This is a genomic window from Serratia ficaria (assembly GCF_900187015.1).
Lineage (GTDB): Bacteria > Pseudomonadota > Gammaproteobacteria > Enterobacterales > Enterobacteriaceae > Serratia > Serratia ficaria.
Genome location: NZ_LT906479.1, coordinates 2,336,039 through 2,352,526, shown reverse-complemented (window position 1 = coordinate 2,352,526; position 16,488 = coordinate 2,336,039). Strand labels below are relative to the sequence as shown.

14 protein-coding genes are annotated in these 16,488 nt (G+C 60.3%); 9 read left to right on the top strand and 5 right to left on the bottom strand.

The features are described from left to right. Positions 1-91: 91 nt before the first annotated feature. Positions 92-2,470, bottom strand: coding sequence for a phosphoenolpyruvate synthase (ppsA, locus tag CKW09_RS11140; protein ID WP_061795506.1), 2,379 nt, complete (start codon positions 2,468-2,470; stop codon positions 92-94). 459 nt (positions 2,471-2,929) lie between these two features. Between ppsA and ppsR the strand changes: the two genes are divergently transcribed. The 9 genes from ppsR to CKW09_RS11090 all read left to right on the top strand — a co-directional run bounded on the left by ppsR (position 2,930) and on the right by CKW09_RS11090 (position 11,873). Continuing rightward, entirely contained in the window at positions 2,930-3,802 is an 873-nt protein-coding gene (gene ppsR / locus CKW09_RS11130; protein ID WP_161990697.1) for a posphoenolpyruvate synthetase regulatory kinase/phosphorylase PpsR, read from the top strand. Positions 3,803-3,992: 190 nt separating this feature from the next. Next, entirely contained in the window at positions 3,993-5,039 is a 1,047-nt protein-coding gene (locus tag CKW09_RS11125) for a 3-deoxy-7-phosphoheptulonate synthase (RefSeq protein WP_061795504.1), read from the top strand. Between the two features lie 102 nt (positions 5,040-5,141). After that, entirely contained in the window at positions 5,142-5,627 is a 486-nt protein-coding gene (locus CKW09_RS11120; protein WP_061795503.1) for a glutathione peroxidase, read from the top strand. 169 nt (positions 5,628-5,796) lie between these two features. Beyond that, on the top strand, positions 5,797-5,979 hold the full coding sequence (gene hemP, locus CKW09_RS11115; protein ID WP_371415233.1) for a hemin uptake protein HemP: 183 nt from the start codon (positions 5,797-5,799) through the stop codon (positions 5,977-5,979). 93 nt (positions 5,980-6,072) lie between these two features. Continuing rightward, on the top strand, positions 6,073-8,160 hold the full coding sequence (locus CKW09_RS11110) for a TonB-dependent hemoglobin/transferrin/lactoferrin family receptor (RefSeq protein WP_095097253.1): 2,088 nt from the start codon (positions 6,073-6,075) through the stop codon (positions 8,158-8,160). A 66-nt stretch (positions 8,161-8,226) separates the two neighbouring features. Next, on the top strand, positions 8,227-9,264 hold the full coding sequence (locus CKW09_RS11105) for a hemin-degrading factor (protein WP_061795501.1): 1,038 nt from the start codon (positions 8,227-8,229) through the stop codon (positions 9,262-9,264). Then, positions 9,261-10,091: a heme/hemin ABC transporter substrate-binding protein gene (locus CKW09_RS11100; protein WP_095097250.1), complete on the top strand. Its 831-nt coding sequence runs from the start codon at positions 9,261-9,263 to the stop codon at positions 10,089-10,091. The genes CKW09_RS11105 and CKW09_RS11100 overlap by 4 nt, the downstream gene beginning before the upstream one ends. Then, positions 10,091-11,095, top strand: a complete 1,005-nt coding sequence (locus CKW09_RS11095; protein ID WP_061795499.1) for a FecCD family ABC transporter permease — start codon at positions 10,091-10,093, stop codon at positions 11,093-11,095. Before CKW09_RS11100 ends, CKW09_RS11095 begins: the two co-directional genes overlap by 1 nt. Further along, a complete protein-coding gene (locus CKW09_RS11090) occupies positions 11,088-11,873 on the top strand; it encodes a heme ABC transporter ATP-binding protein (RefSeq protein WP_061795498.1) in 786 nt (261 codons plus the stop codon). Before CKW09_RS11095 ends, CKW09_RS11090 begins: the two co-directional genes overlap by 8 nt. 35 nt (positions 11,874-11,908) lie before the next feature. On the opposite strand, the gene CKW09_RS11085 is transcribed toward CKW09_RS11090, so the two are convergent. The 4 genes from CKW09_RS11085 to CKW09_RS11070 form a co-directional block, all read right to left on the bottom strand. Continuing rightward, positions 11,909-13,351: a protein adenylyltransferase SelO gene (locus tag CKW09_RS11085; RefSeq protein ID WP_095097247.1), complete on the bottom strand. Its 1,443-nt coding sequence runs from the start codon at positions 13,349-13,351 to the stop codon at positions 11,909-11,911. 241 nt (positions 13,352-13,592) lie between these two features. Continuing rightward, a complete protein-coding gene (locus CKW09_RS11080; protein ID WP_061795496.1) occupies positions 13,593-14,333 on the bottom strand; it encodes an EAL domain-containing protein in 741 nt (246 codons plus the stop codon). Positions 14,334-14,870: 537 nt separating this feature from the next. After that, positions 14,871-15,884, bottom strand: a complete 1,014-nt coding sequence (locus CKW09_RS11075; protein WP_095100129.1) for a lipoate--protein ligase A — start codon at positions 15,882-15,884, stop codon at positions 14,871-14,873. A gap of 57 nt (positions 15,885-15,941) precedes the next feature. Continuing rightward, positions 15,942-16,406, bottom strand: a complete 465-nt coding sequence (locus tag CKW09_RS11070; RefSeq protein WP_061795495.1) for a C40 family peptidase — start codon at positions 16,404-16,406, stop codon at positions 15,942-15,944. Positions 16,407-16,488: the final 82 nt, after the last annotated feature.

The window sequence follows — 16,488 nt, the reverse complement described above, 5'->3', positions numbered from 1 at the left end:
TATTTTACCGCCGGCTTTTTACATGCGGAAATAAAAAAGCCGCGACCTGAGCCGCGGCTTTTAGCGAAAACGTCAAATAGCCCCGAGGGCGTTACTTTTTCTTCGACAGATTAATCCATGTTTGCACCACGGTATCCGGGTTGAGCGACAGGCTGTCGATGCCCTGCTCCATCAACCACTCGGCGAAGTCTTCATGGTCGGATGGCCCCTGGCCGCAAATACCGACGTATTTGCCGTGGCGCTTGGCCGCCTGGATCGCCATCGACAGCAGCGCCTTCACCGCCTCGTTGCGTTCGTCGAACAGCTCGGAAACCACGCCGGAGTCGCGGTCCAACCCCAGCGCCAGCTGGGTCATGTCGTTGGAGCCGATGGAGAAGCCGTCGAAGTGCTCGAGGAACTGGTCCGCCAGCAGGGCGTTGGAAGGGATCTCGCACATCATGATCACTTTCAGCCCGTTTTCGCCGCGTTTCAGCCCCTGGCGCGCCAGCTCGGCCACGACCGCCTCCGCCTGCGCCACGGTGCGCACGAACGGCACCATGATTTCGACGTTGGTCAGGCCCATCTCGTTGCGCACGCGTTTTACCGCCTCGCACTCCAGCGCGAAACAGTCGCGGAAGCTGTCCGCCACGTAGCGGCCGGCGCCGCGGAAGCCCAGCATCGGGTTCTCTTCATGCGGCTCATACTTCTCGCCGCCCACCAGGTTGGCGTACTCGTTGGACTTGAAGTCGGACAGGCGCACGATCACCCGCTTAGGCCAGAAGGCCGCGCCCAGCGTGGCGATGCCTTCGGTCAGGCGACCGACATAGAATTCGACCGGGTGGTCGTAGCCCTGCATCAGCGCGCGAATTTCGTTCTGCAGCGCCGGGGTTTGCCGATCGAACTCCAGCAGCGCCCGCGGGTGCACGCCAATCATGCGGTTGATAATGAACTCCAGCCGCGCCAGGCCTACGCCTTCGTTCGGCAGGCGCGCAAAGTCAAAGGCGCGATCCGGGTTGCCGACGTTCATCATGATCTTCAGCGGCAGATCCGGCAGTTCGGTCACTTCCGAGCTCTGCACGGTGAAGTCGAGCATATCGCTGTACACGAAGCCGGTGTCGCCTTCCGCGCAGGACACGGTGACCTTCTGGCCGTCTTTCAGCACGTCGGTGGCGTGGCCGCAGCCCACTACCGCCGGGATGCCCAGCTCACGGGCGATGATCGCCGCGTGGCAGGTGCGGCCGCCGCGGTTGGTGACGATGGCGGCGGCCTTCTTCATGATCGGTTCCCAGTCCGGGTCGGTCATGTCGGTCACCAGCACGTCGCCGGCCTGGATGCGGTCCATTTCGCTGATGTCGTGGATCACCTTCACCGGGCCCGCGCCGATACGGTGGCCGATAGCGCGCCCTTCCACCAGCACCTTGCCGGAACCGTTAAGCTGGTAACGCTCCATGGTCTGTTCGTTGGAACGCACGGTTTCCGGACGGGCCTGCACGATCAGCAACTTGCCGGTGTGGCCGTCTTTCGCCCACTCGATGTCCATCGGGCGGCCGTAGTGTTTTTCGATCAGGATCGCCTGCCGCGCCAGCGCCTGCACTTCGTCATCGGTCAGAGAGAAACGGGTGCGCTGCTGTTCCGGCACGTCTTCGATGCGCACCTGCTTGCCGTGATCCTGCGATGGCGCGTACACCATGCGGATCTTCTTCGAGCCCATGTTGCGGCGCACGATCGCCGGATTGCCCTTCAGCAAGGTCGGTTTGTGGACGTAAAACTCATCCGGGTTCACCGCCCCCTGCACCACCATTTCGCCCAGGCCGAAGGCGGAGGTGATGAAGACCACCTGGTCGAAACCGGATTCGGTATCGATGGTGAACATCACGCCGGAAGAGGCCAGGTCGGAACGCACCATGCGTTGCACCCCGGCCGACAGCGCCACGCCGCGGTGATCGTAGCCCTGATGCACGCGGTAGGAGATCGCGCGGTCATTGAACAGCGAGGCGAAAACGTGCTTGATCGCCACCATCACGGCGTCGATGCCCTGCACGTTGAGGAAGGTTTCTTGCTGGCCGGCGAAGGAGGCGTCCGGCATGTCTTCGGCGGTGGCGGAGGAGCGCACGGCGAAGGAGGCTTCCGGTTCGCCGTCGGCCAGCTGTTGGTACGCCAGATTGATTTCGCGCTCGAATTCCGCATGGAACGGCGTGTCGATCACCCATTGGCGGATTTGCGCGCCGGCCTTGGCCAGCTGAGCAACGTCGTCAACGTCAGTTTGATCCAGTAACTGATAGATGCGCTGGTTAACACCGCTTTGTTCGAGGAAATCGTTAAACGCCTGCGCGGTGGTGGCAAAACCGTTTGGCACGGCCACGCCCAAATCGGAAAGATTGGTGATCATTTCACCGAGGGAGGCGTTTTTGCCGCCGACACGGTCAACGTCGTGCATGCCAAGCTGGTTGTACCAAAGCACATTACGCAAGTCTGGGCCATTGTTGGACATCGAGACAATCCTTATTGCTATCAGTAGGGTATAGACGGATTTAATTCGCTTGCTTTAAAAGCGCCGCTAAAAACGGAGCCGAACCAGACTAGCACAATGATCCATAGGAAATGGAAAGGTGAATCGATCAACCCGCCGCAGAAAGTGGATTTTAAGAGAATTACCTAAGCGGCTGATTTTCATGGGAACCGTTCCCAATGGCACTAAAAGCTTAATTCTCAACAAATTAAGTAGTTTTTAAACTGCAAATTTAAAGGCCATGCAAACGATACCCTTTTTGGCGAAAATAGCGCCAAAACCTCAGACCGACGGCGCCGGATACCATGAAACGCCCCTTGATAAAAAATGAAATATTATTTCAATATCGTCCAGGGCGCGCTGCGGCCGCCGCGCGCAATCCCCGCTGTCGTCACAATTTTTTTACCCGCCCCTTTACCGACCGATCGTCCGCAGCACATGATGGGGCCAGCGATTACAGCAGGAACACCGTTTTCAGGTAAGGAGCCTCGGGTGGAAAGAAGCGTTTTTTATATTTCGGATGGTACGGCGATCACCGCTGAAGTGCTGGGGCATGCGGTATTGTCACAGTTTCCGGTTACGGCCACGACCTTCACGCTGCCGTTCGTGGAAACCGAGGCGCGCGCGCGCGCGGTTTGTCAGCAAATCAACGATATTTATCGGGCCACCGGCGTCAGGCCGCTGGTGTTTTATTCGATCATCTCGCTGGAGGTGCGCGACGTCATCGTGCAAAGCGAAGGCTTCTGCCAGGATATCGTGCAGGCGCTGGTCGGCCCGCTGCAGGACGAACTGGAGGTGGAGCCGACGCCGGTGCCGAACCGCACCCACGGCCTGACGGCCAGCAATCTCGGCAAATACGATGCGCGCATCGCCGCCATCGATTACACGCTGGCGCACGATGACGGCATCTCGCTGCGCAATCTCGATCAGGCGCAGGTGATCCTGCTGGGCGTCTCGCGCTGCGGCAAAACGCCCACCAGCCTGTACCTGGCGATGCAGTTCGGCATTCGCGCCGCCAACTATCCGTTTATCGCCGACGATATGGACAATTTGCACCTCCCCGCGTCGCTGAAGCCGTTTCAGCACAAGCTCTTCGGCCTGACCATAGATCCGGAGCGCCTGGCCGCCATCCGCGAAGAACGGCGTGAAAACAGCCGCTATGCCTCGCTGCGCCAATGCCGCATGGAAATCGCCGAGGTCGAGGCGCTGTTTCGCCAAAACCAGATCCGCTACCTGAACACCACCAACTATTCCGTCGAGGAAATTTCGACCAAGATCCTCGATATCCTCGGCATGAGCCGCCGCATGTTCTGAGCTACGGCGGCAGGAAGCCCCTGCCGCACGCCGTTGATTTCACCGCCGCCGGCGTTTTTCGTGCTTTTTTTAGCGGCTTTGATCAACAGAACATCATCTCTACGGTTGAATTCAGCGATTTTTGCGTTATTGTGATCGCCATCACTTCCCGGCACTCCGCCGCAGAGAAGAACAGTTTCCAGAGATAATCATGCACAAAACAGATGAACTGCGGACCGCGCGCATCGACAGCCTCGTCACGCCGCAAGCGCTGGCCGATAAGCTGCCGATCTCGGCGGATATCGCCGATAACGTGACCGCGTCACGAAAACGCATTGAAAAAATCCTGACCGGTGAAGACCGCCGCCTGCTGGTGGTGATTGGCCCCTGCTCCATCCACGATCTCGACGCCGCCATCGACTACGCCGGCCGGCTGAACGCCCTGCGCGCTCGCTACCAGGATCGGCTGGAAATCGTGATGCGCACCTACTTTGAGAAACCGCGCACCGTGGTGGGCTGGAAAGGCCTGATTTCCGATCCGGCGCTGGACGGCACCTTCCAGGTTAACCGCGGCATCGAAATGGCGCGCCGCCTGCTGCTGGAGGTGAACCAGCTCGGCCTGCCGACCGCCACCGAGTTCCTGGATATGGTGGTCGGGCAATACATCGCCGATCTGATCAGCTGGGGCGCCATCGGCGCACGCACCACCGAAAGCCAGATCCACCGTGAAATGGCTTCCGCGCTGTCCTGCCCGGTCGGTTTCAAAAACGGCACCGACGGCAACACGCGCATCGCCATCGACGCCATTCGCGCGGCGCGCGCCGGGCATATGTTCCTCTCGCCGGACAAAAACGGCCAGATGACCATCTACCAGACCAGCGGCAACCCTTATGGCCACATCATCATGCGCGGCGGCAAAACGCCGAACTACCACGCCACCGACATCGTGGCCGCCTGCGACAACCTGCGCGAATTCGACCTGCCCGAACAGTTGGTGATCGACTTCAGCCACGGCAACTGCCAGAAGCTGCATCGCCGCCAGCTGGAAGTCGCCGAAAACGTCTGCCAGCAGATCCGCGCCGGCTCCGCCGCCATCGCCGGCGTGATGGCGGAAAGTTTCCTGGTGGAAGGCACGCAGAAAATCGTTGCCGGCCAGCCGCTGACCTATGGCCAGTCGATCACCGATCCCTGCCTGAGCTGGTCCGACAGCGAACAGCTGCTGGCGATGCTGGCGGACGCGGTCGATACGCGTTTCTGACTTCGCAGCCGGGGCGCCCTCGCCCCGGCTTTTCCGCCTTCCCCCGCTCATCTATACTGATAACCACCACCGCAGCCCCCAGGCAAGGATCGGAGCCCCGGCATGATTCATTCACTGTTATCCATCCCCTGCGTCACGCTGCAGGGCGAACATAAAACGCTGGGCGACTTCCCCGCCCGCGCCTATCTGGTGGTCAATACCGCCAGCAAGTGCGGTTTCACGCCGCAGTACCGCGGGCTGGAGAACCTGTGGCAATACTACCGCGAGCGCGGCCTGATGGTGTTGGGCTTCCCCTGCAATCAGTTCGGCGCCCAGGAGCCGGGCGACCCGCTGGAGATAGCCGACTTCTGCACCCTGAATTACGGCGTCAGTTTCCCGCTGTTCGGTAAAATCGAGGTCAATGGCCCCGGCGCCCACCCGCTGTTCAATGAGTTGAAACGCCTGGCGCCCGGGGTGCTCGGCAGTCGGCGCATCAAGTGGAATTTCACCAAGTTCCTGCTCACCGCCGACGGCCAGCGGGCCACGCGCTTCGCCCCGATCACCAAGCCCGAACGCCTGTTCGACCGCATCGAAACCCTGCTGAAATAACCCGATGCCTCGCGGGCCGACGCCCCCCGGCCCGTCGCCAGACGCATTTCCTGCAAAAAGGTTCAATCGGTAAGAAAATTTCCCTTGATGTAACCTTTCGTTCACATGATAATGATTATCACTTTGATATTAATTACCATTTAATGGTCTGTTTTATAAACGAATGACGATGGATAATCCCAACAACAACCTGCCCGCCGCCGGCGTTCCCGCCGGACGCAGCGCAGAACCGCACCCTTGTTATGACAGCGCCCAGCTGCTCGGCGCCGACGGCGTGGCGGTTATTACCCATCAGGGCCAGCGCTATCAGCTGCGGCAGACCAAAGCCGGAAAATTGATCCTGACCAAATAATAAAGATCCCCCAAACGCCAGCCACCCCGATCCTTTTGATCCAGGCAGCCAGCAAATCTATTGATATGTTAAAAACATACGGAGAGTTGCCCCATGCCTCTGACAATTTCCACCCGGCTGCGTTTTTCCGCATTGAGTCTGGCGATTGCCTGCGCTCTGCCTACGGTGGCTCTGGCACAAACCACCAGCACCACTTCTTCTACTTCTGCCGCCGCGGAAACCGACAAAAAAAAACCGTCCGCCGACGAAACCCTGACCGTGGTCGCCACCGGCAATCAGCGCAGCAGTTTTGAAGCGCCAATGATGGTGACGGTGATCGAGGGCGATACGCCCGAAAGCCAAACCGCCGCCACCGCCGCCGATATGCTGCGCCGCGTACCGGGCATTAGCGTTACCGGCACCGGCCGCAGCAACGGCCAGGACCTGATGATGCGCGGTTACGACCGCCGCGGCGTGCTGACGCTGGTAGACGGTATCCGTCAGGGCACCGATACCGGCCATATCAACGGCACCTTCCTGGATCCCGGTTTGGTGAAGCGTATCGAAGTGGTGCGCGGCCCTTCCGCCCTGCTGTACGGCAGCGGCGCGCTGGGCGGCGTTGTTTCCTATGAAACCGTCGACGCCGCCGACCTGCTGTTGCCGGGCCATGATAGCGGCTACCGGGTTTACGGCACCGCCGGCAGCGGCGATCACAGCCTGGGCATGGGCGCCAGCGCCTATGGCAGGACCGACAGCCTCGACGGGCTGCTGTCGTTCGGCACCCGCGACGTCGGCGACCTGCGGCAGGGCAACGGTTTCGATGCGCCAAACGACGAAACCATCAGCAATGTGTTGGCCAAGGGCACCTGGAAAATCGACGATAACCAATCGCTGACCGGCAACCTGCGCTATTACAACAACAGCGCCCAGGAACCGAAGAACCCGCAGGAATCCGCCAGTTCAAGCGGTAACCTGATGACCGACCGTTCAACAATTCAACGCGATGCCGCACTGAGCTATAAGTTGAAACCCGTGGGTCAGGAGTGGCTGGACGCCGAAGCCAAAATCTATTACTCCGACGTGGAAATCAACGCGCATGCCGCCGGCAGCGAAGACGAAAACCGCAAACAAACCACCCGCGGCGCCAAGTTGGAAAACCGCACCCGCCTGTTTGCCGATACCTTCGCCTCTCACCTGTTTACTTACGGCACCGAAGCGTACAAGCAGGAACAAACCCCGGGCGGCGCGACCGAAAGCTTCCCCCAGGCGAAAATCAATTTCGCTTCCGGCTGGCTGCAGGATGAGATTACGCTGCGCGACCTGCCGGTCACCCTGCTCGCCGGCACCCGTTATGATAATTACAAAGGCTCCAGCGACGGTTACGCCGATGTCGATGCCGATAAATGGTCGTCTCGCGGCGCCATCAGCGTTACCCCGACCGATTGGCTGATGCTGTTCGGCTCCTATTCCCAGGCATTCCGGGCGCCCACCATGGGTGAGATGTACAACGACTCCAAGCATTTCTCGATTCCTATGGGGCCAACCACCATAACCAACTATTGGGTACCCAATCCGAATCTGAAACCGGAAACCAATGAAACGCAGGAATACGGTTTTGGGTTGCGTTTTGACGATGTGCTGTTAGCCAGCGACAGCCTGCAGTTCAAAGCCAGCTATTTCGACACCAAGGCCAAAGACTACATCACCACCGACGTCACCATGGAGCTGGGGCGTGGCCCGCGCGGCCCGTATTGCATCAGCTGCACCACCTTCTCAACCAACATCGACCGCGCAAAAATCTGGGGCTGGGATGCTACGCTCAGCTACAAGACGCCGCTGTTTGGCTGGGATCTGGCCTATAACCGCACCCGGGGGAAAGATGAGGCGACCGGCGACTGGCTGAGCACCATTAACCCGGACACCGTCACCAGCTCGCTGGACGTGCCGCTGGGCGAAACCGGCCTGTCCACCGGCTGGGTGGCCACCTTCGCCCAACGTTCCACCCATGTTGCCACCGGCGTCGCCGAACAGGCGGGCTATGGCGTCAATGATTTCTATCTGAGCTACAAAGGGCGCGATCGCCTGCAGGGCGTCACCACCACCCTGGTGCTGGGCAACGCCTTCGATAAGGAATACTACTCGCCGCAGGGCATACCGCAGGATGGCCGCAACGCCAAGCTGCTGGTCAGCTACCAGTGGTAACTTTTTGACTACCGGGCGGACAAGCGGCTTGTCCGCCGTTTGCATCACAGCGCAGGAGAACAACGCATGAGCAATACCCTGTATGAACGCTACCAGCAGGCCAAAATCGACAATCCGGGCAAATACGCCCGCGACCTGGCGGAGATCCTCGGCGTCAGCGAAGCGGCGCTGACCCACGCCCGCGTCGGCCATGACAGTCGCCGCCTGCAGGCCGACGCCCGCACCCTGTTGACCGAGCTCGAACAGGTCGGCGTCACCAAATCCATTACCCGCAACAGCTATGCGGTGCATGAACAGATGGGTCGCTACCGCAACCAGCACCTCAACGGCCATGCCGGGCTGATCCTCAACCCGCGCGAGCTGGATCTGCGCCTGTTCCTCAACCAGTGGGCCAGCGTTTTCGCCATGAGCGAAACCAACAAGCGCGGCGTGCGCCACAGCATTCAGTTCTTCGATCATCAGGGCGATGCGCTGCATAAGGTGTACACCACCGACGAAACCGATCTGGCGGCCTGGATGTCGCTGATCGAGCGCCACCAGAGCGCCGAAAATCCGCCGCTGCAGCTGCAGCCCGCCGCGGCGGCCGCCGCCGACGATGCCGCGACCGACGCGGACCGGATCGACCGCGAATGGCGCGAGATGACCGACGTGCATCAGTTCTTCCAACTGCTGAGCCGCAATAAGCTGACGCGCCAACAGGCGTTCCGCGCCGTCGGCGACGATCTGGCCTACCGGGTAGACAACGGCGCGCTGTCGCAGCTGTTAAACGCCGCGCAGCAGTTGCAGAACGAAATCATGATCTTCGTCGGCAACCGCGGCTGCGTGCAGATTTTCACCGGCCAGATCGAGCGTCTGATGCCGCAGGAAGGCTGGATTAACGTGTTTAATCGCCGCTTCACCCTGCACCTGATCGAAGGGGCGATCGCCGAAAGCTGGATCACCCGCAAACCGACCAAAGACGGCATCGTGACCAGCCTGGAGCTGTTCGCCGCCGACGGCACGCAGATAGCCCAGCTGTACGGTCAGCGCACCGAAGGACAGCCGGAGCAAACCCAATGGCGTGAGCAGGTTGCCGCGCTGGAAGCCAAGGACATCGCCGCATGAAACCTTCATTGACCCGTTGCCTGGCGCTGGCCATCGCGCTGGCGCTGCCATTAAGCGCCGCCGCCGCGCAGCGTATCGTCTCGATAGGCGGTGACGTCACCGAAATTGCCTTCGCACTTGGCGCGGGCGATGAAGTGATAGCCCGCGACAGCACCAGCCTGCATCCGGAAGCGGTGAAAAAGCTGCCGGACGTCGGCTATATGCGCCAGCTGAACGCCGAGGGCATTCTGGCGCTGAAGCCCACGCTGGTGCTGACCACCGAACTGGCGCAGCCGGCGCTGGTGCTCAGGCAGCTCGAAGAGAGCGGCGTCAAGGTGGTCAGCGTGCCGGGCGACACCACCCTGCAGGCGGTGCCGAAAAAAATCGCCGCGATCGCCGAAGCGCTGCAGCGCGCGGAACAGGGCAAGCGGCTCAGCGCCCGCTATCAGCAGCAGCTGGCGGCGGTCAACACCAGCCCGCTGCCGGTCAAGGTGCTGTTTGTCATGAGCCACGGCGGCATTACGCCGATGGCCGCCGGGCAGCATACCGCCGCAGACGCCGTGATCGTCGCCGCCGGATTGAAAAACGCCATGCAGGGTTTCGACCGTTATCGCCCGCTGTCGCAAGAGGGGGTGATCGCCAGCGCGCCGGATCTGCTGCTGGTCACCACCGACGGGGTACGCACGCTCGGCGGGCTGCGGCAGCTGTGGTCCCTGCCCGGGCTGGCGCTGACGCCGGCCGGCCGGAATCACCGCGTGCTGATCGTCGACGATATGGCGCTGCTGGGCTTTGGCCTGGAAACGCCGGCGGCGCTGGCTAAACTGCGCCAAGCGGCGGAGCAAAAGTAATGCGCTGCCGCACTTCCCCGCAGTGGGCCATTGCCGGCCTGCTGGTGCTGCTGGCCCTGCTGGCGCTGGCCGCCGCCAATATGGGCGCATTGACGCTGTCGTTTCGCACCCTGTGGCGCGAACCCTTTAGCGACACCTCCTGGCATATCTGGCTGAACATCCGCCTGCCGCGCGTCCTGCTGGCGGTGGTGATCGGCTGCGCGCTGGCGGTGTCCGGCGCGGTGATGCAGGGGCTGTTTCGCAATCCGCTGGCCGATCCCAGCCTGTTGGGCATCAGCAGCGGCGGCGCGCTGTTTGTCGCGCTGATTATCGTCATGCCGCTGGCGCTGCCGCCGATGGTCGCCCTGTATGGCCATATGCTGGCGGCCTTCTTCGGCAGCCTGCTGGTGTCATTGCTCATCTACGCCATCAGCCGCAGCGGGCACGGCAGCCTGTCGCGCCTGCTGCTGGCCGGCATCGCCATCAACGCGCTGTGCATGGCGGCGATCGGCGTGCTGTCCTATCTCAGCAGCGATCAACAGCTGCGCCAGTTTTCGCTGTGGATGATGGGCAGCCTCAGCCAGTCGCAATGGCCGACGCTGATGGTCGCCGCTTCGCTGATCCTGCCGGCCGCGCTGATGACGCTGCTGCAGGCGCGCCGCCTGAACCTGCTGCAGTTGGGCGACGAAGAGGCCCACTACCTGGGGGTCAACGTCCAGCGCGCCAAGCTGCAGCTGCTGTTGCTGAGCGCGCTGCTGATCGGCGCCGCAGTGGCGATGAGCGGCGTGATCGGTTTTGTCGGGCTGGTGGTGCCGCATCTGGTGCGCATGCGCCTGGGCGGCGATCACCGCTGGCTGCTGCCCTGCTCCGCGCTGGGCGGCGCCTGCCTGCTGCTGGTCAGCGATACGCTGGCGCGCACGCTGGTGGCGCCGGCCGAAATGCCGGTCGGTCTGATGACCAGCCTGATCGGCGGCCCTTACTTCTTGTGGCTGGTGATGCGCCAGCGGGAGCGTCCGGGTGGATAATACCGCAAGCCTGACTGCTGAACAGCTGCGTTACAGCCTGGGTTCACGCCGTTTGATCAGCGACGTTTCGCTCCGCATCGCCAGCGGTGAAATGGTGGCGATTATCGGCCCGAACGGCGCGGGAAAGTCGACGCTGCTGCGCCTGCTGACCGGCTACCTGCTCCCGGGCTGCGGCGAGTGCCGGCTGCTCGATCGGCCGTTGGAACAATGGCAGCCGCAACAGCTGGCCAAGGTCCGGGCGGTGATGCGTCAGCACAGCGATTTGGCCTTCCCTTTCACCGTGGAAGAGGTGGTCGGCATGGGCCGTTCGCCGCACGGCAAACGGGACCGGCAACGGGCGATAAAACAGGTGATGGCGCAGACGGATTGCCTGGCGCTGGCGCAGCGCGACTATCGCCAACTGTCCGGCGGCGAGCAGCAGCGGGTTCAGTTGGCTCGCGTGTTGGCGCAGCTGTGGCAGCCGCAGCCGTCCCCTTCCTGGCTGTTCCTCGACGAGCCCACTTCGGCGCTGGACCTGTACCACCAGCAGCACACCCTGCGCCTGCTGCGCTCGCTGACGCGCCAACAACCGCTGGGCGTCTGCTGCGTGCTGCACGATCTCAACCTGGCCGCACTGTACGCCGATCGGATTCTGCTGTTGCATCAGGGCCGCCTGGTGGCGAGCGGTACGCCGCAGGAGGTGCTGCAGGCGGATATCCTCACCCGCTGGTATCAGGCCGATCTCGGCGTGGTACATCATCCCGAAGTGCCGCTGCCGCAGGTCTATCTGCGGCAATAAAAATTCAAGGGCGCCATTAGGCGCCCTTTTTCATCTCAGCTGGAGCAGGAAATCTCCAGATGCTTGCCCCAGTCCGGCGGCAGCGCGGCGAGATCGTCATATTCAGGCGCGTCGGCGAACGGCGTCAACAGCGCCCGATGCAAACGCGCCAGCCGGCCGACCTCATCCTTTTCAGCGTCTTCAATCGCCTGCTGCGCCAGATAGTTGCGCAGGATCAGGCGCGGGTTCACCGCCTTCATCGATCGTTGCCGATCCGCATCGCTCACCTGCTCCTGTTGCAAACGCTGACGATACTGCCGATACCAGTCGTCGAAGGCCGCGCGATCGATAAAATCATCCCGCAGCGGCGACTGCGCCTGCTGCTGTTCGGTTTCGCTCAGCAGGCGGAAGGTGCGGGTATAATCCCGCCCTTCCTGCGCCATCAGGCTCAGCAATCCGGTAAGCAGGTCGTTATCCTGCGTCGATTGAGTGAAGAAACCGAGCTTGGCGCGCATTTGTTCGCCATAGGCGCGCATCAGCGCCGGTTCGTAGGCCGACAGCGCCTGCTGCAGCTGTTCGGCGGTCATTAGCCCGGACAGCGTTTGCGCCAAACGATGGAGGTTCCACAACGCCACCGCCGGCTGATTGTCAAAGGCATAACGCCCCTGATGGTCGGAATGGTTGCAGATGTAACCCGGCTGGTAGTCATCGAGGAAACCGTAGGGACCGTAATCGAGGGTGATGCCCAGGATCGACATGTTATCGGTATTCATTACGCCATGCGCAAAGCCCACCGTCTGCCACTGCGCCATCAGGCGCGCCGTGCGTTCCACCACCTCGGTGAACCACAACAGGTAGCGTTCGCCCTGATCCTGCAGCTGCGGCCAGTGGCGCGCGATAACGAAATCCGCCAGCTGCCGCACCTGTTCGGGCTGTTGGCGATAATAGAAATGCTCGAAGTGGCCGAAGCGCACGTGGCTTTCCGCCACGCGCATGAGCATCGCGCCGCGTTCAGGCCGCTCGCGGAACACCGGTTGTTCGCTGGTCACCACGGTCAGCGCGCGGGTGGTGGGAATGCCCAGATGGTGCAGCGCCTCAGAGGCCAGGAATTCGCGGATCACCGAACGCAACACCGCGCGGCCATCGCCCATGCGGGAATACGGCGTCAGCCCGGCGCCTTTCAGGTGCCAATCTCTGTGGCTGCCGTCCGCCAACACCTGCTCGCCGAGCAAAATGCCGCGGCCGTCGCCCAATTGCCCCGCCCAAACGCCGAACTGGTGGCCGCTGTAGACCTGCGCCAACGGCTGCATGCCCGGCAGCAGCGTTTCCCCGGCCCAAATGGCGGTTTTATCCTGGGTAAACCAGCTTTCATCCAAACCCAGCTCCCGCGCCAGCGGTTCGCTGTGATACAGCAGGCGCGCGCCCTTCAGCGGCGTTGGGTTTAATGCGGTATAAAAACCGGCTAACTGTTGATGGTAAGCGTTTTCGAACTGCGGCATAGGCCCTCCGTTTCAGCCTAGTGTAGAGCCTGAGCGGCGGGATTAACACAGAGGAAATGCAAGGAGAACGCACCCGCCCGATGCCAGGGCCGATGCGGGAAGATCGGGGGGCACGCCGCGGCTTGCTTGGATGCCTTGCTGCGCCGATTAAAACAATATTTACCCGCGAGAAAGCGAGAATGAATAACAGCGCCGGACCGGCCACCGCCCGGTTCGTTATTTCCCCTGAATGCGGCGTATTTTATCCGTCATGGCGATTGAACTCGCCGGGCGTCGCCCGCAGAGCCGACAGGTTGTCCACGCCCACGCTGGGCCATAAAAAGCCTTGCAGACCAAAAACGCCGGCGTGTCTGAGCTTATTAAAATACTCTTTTTTCTCTATTCCCCCGACGATCACGCCCTTGCACAGCAGGTTGATATTTTTTAACAGCGAGTCGATCACCACGTCATATCCTTGGTGGGTAAACAGCTGCCAGTAAAAACGCTTGTCGATCTTTACATAGTCAAACAGACCGTCGTACAGTGCGGTCAGCGTCGCCTTGCCCGAACCGAAATCGTCCAACCACAGCGTAAACATTTCGCTTAATCGGCTGACGCTCTCATTTTTTTTCCCGGCGGAAAGATTCGGAAAACCCTCACTGATTTCAAACGCAATAAAGGGGCATTGCCAGATGCGCTGGCGCAACCGGGAGTCGGAAAGAATCAATTCAACCACGGTTTCTTCAATATTGATGGTCAGCAACACCTGATGCTGGTTAAACCAGGCGGCGTTCTGCTGCGCCAGTATCAATTGCTCATTAAATAACTCAATCCTTTGCTCGGGGCTCAATAAATTAATCCCAATGTCGGCAGGCATGGCCAGGTCGCCGTCCAGGCTATTGAAACGGCTTAACATTTCCACCGCCAGCAGCCTACCCTCCATTGAGTAAACAGGTTGAAAAACATAGCTACTAATAAAGTCAGCGTCGAATTGAATTTTCATTTTAATGCCACAGGCTGAATGGCTAGCTTCTCATCGTATATCAATATATTTTATCGATCAATCCTTCTGGGATTAATCGGAAATATCAATGTAAATACCAATAAGTTATCATTTAATTGATAGTTTAAAGCTATATGAGCTTACTGAAATGCAGTCGGAAAAACAGGCTGGCTTATGGCGATTGACTCACTGCGCGCCAGAGATTAAAAGATATTTAACTTAAGAGATATAGCTTCGCTGAAAATTTGACTTATCGCTGTTGTTTTTGTTAAGAAAAATCCTATTTTGTAAAAACCTCCCTGCCGCCGCGCCGCGCCTTTCGCTGACGGCCCAACGAAAACCGATTAAATTTAATAACGCATCAATTGAGCGTCTTATTCAGCGCATTGAAAAGGCAAAAAAATGCCGCCTTGATTTTTCAGAAATCTGTGCCAAGCCGAATGATGGTTTTTTTCGCCGCCGGCGGCGACATGGCGCCAAATGACAGGCATAAAAAAGGGATGAGAATGCTCTCATCCCGCCACGGCAGATAGGAGATTATTTGACGGTCTCGACCAACCATTGCCGCAGTTCGGTCAGCTCAGCCGCCCGCTGCGGGAACGCGGCAATCAGACGATCGCAACAGGCGGCCAGAGCGTCACTGCGATAGGCGCACCCCACCAGCATGTCAGCCAACGCTTGCAGCGGCGCCGGATCCAGACTGTCGGTAAAGATCTGCGCTCGAACCAGCGCGCCTTTCTCGACGTCAAAGAAAATGTCTACGCCGCCCCACACGAAACGCTCATTCAACAAGTGGCTGAAGGCCGGCGCTTTGCCGAAGTTCCATTCCCAGCTGCTCTGCCGGGCAAACTGTGCGGCAAAATCCGGCAGGTCGGGAAACACGTCCGGCGAAATGATCTCGGGTTCGGCGCTGGCGCCATAATGGCTGAAGAAGGCCTGTATGATGGCGTCGCACACCTGCTGATGGCTGATGTCGGGCAGCAAGTCCGCCAGGTTGGCCACCCGCGATCGCACCGAGGTGATGCCCTTGGCCTGCAGCTTTTTCGGATCCGGATTGAGATAATCCGCCAAACGGTCAAGATTGGCGTTCAGCAACAACGTGCCATGATGAAAGCCGCGATCCTGGGTTTCGCGGTAGGCCGAACCCGAGATCTTGCGCGGCCCCTCCGGGGTTGCCATCACCAGATCGTTACGCCCCGAGGCGCTGGCCGTAACCCCCAGCTGCGACAGGGCCTGCAAGATAATCCCGGTCGACACAGACTTGTCGTAGCCCGGTTTGCCGGCCATGAAGGTAAAGCAGGTATTGCCCAGGTCGTGAAATACCGCCCCGCCGCCGCTGCTGCGGCGCGCCAGGCGAACGCCATCCTGCTCCATGCGCCGGGTATTGCATTCTTTCCATGGGTTTTGCGACTGACCGATCACCACCGTTTCGGCATTGCGCCATAAGAACAGGATTTTCTGGCTGGTCATTTCGCGGAAGATGCACTCCTCCACCGCCAGGTTGAACCAGGGGTCGTAAGAGTCGGAAATCAGTAAGCGTAAGGCGGTCATGGCGGTCACCGTTAAAGACGTGATGCAGCCATGATACACCAAATCAACGGGTTAAGGCTAAATGCGCCGCGCCTGCCAGTAAACCCGTTTCCAATAGACGTTATCGAGCGAGGAGCGAATCACCCCGCGGCTGGTCGACGCGTGGATAAACTGATCGTTGGTGTCGTAGATGCCGACGTGCAGGCCGTTTTCGCCGCCGCCGGTTTTGAAGAATACCAGATCGCCCGGCATCAGTTCGTCGCGGGAAACCTTGGTGCCGAGCGAGGTCTGCTCTTCGGTCGAACGCGGCAGCCGCATATCGAAACGATCGCGGAAGGTGCGGTAGACAAAGCCGGAGCAATCGACGCCGCCGCGATCCATGCCGCCGTAACGATAAGGCGTGCCGTACCATTGGCGCAGCTGTTCATTCAGCTGGGCCACCACCACGATAGAATCGGCCAGCTGCCCGCTTGGCGGCGGCGCATGGCTGCTGCAACCGGCAAGGATCAAACTGGCTAATAAAAACCACACTCGCATCCGCATAATATCCCTTCATCGAACCCGTTGCGCATCATGCCGTCCGGTACACCGCACCGACTGCGAGGCAAAGCCGACACCAGGTAAG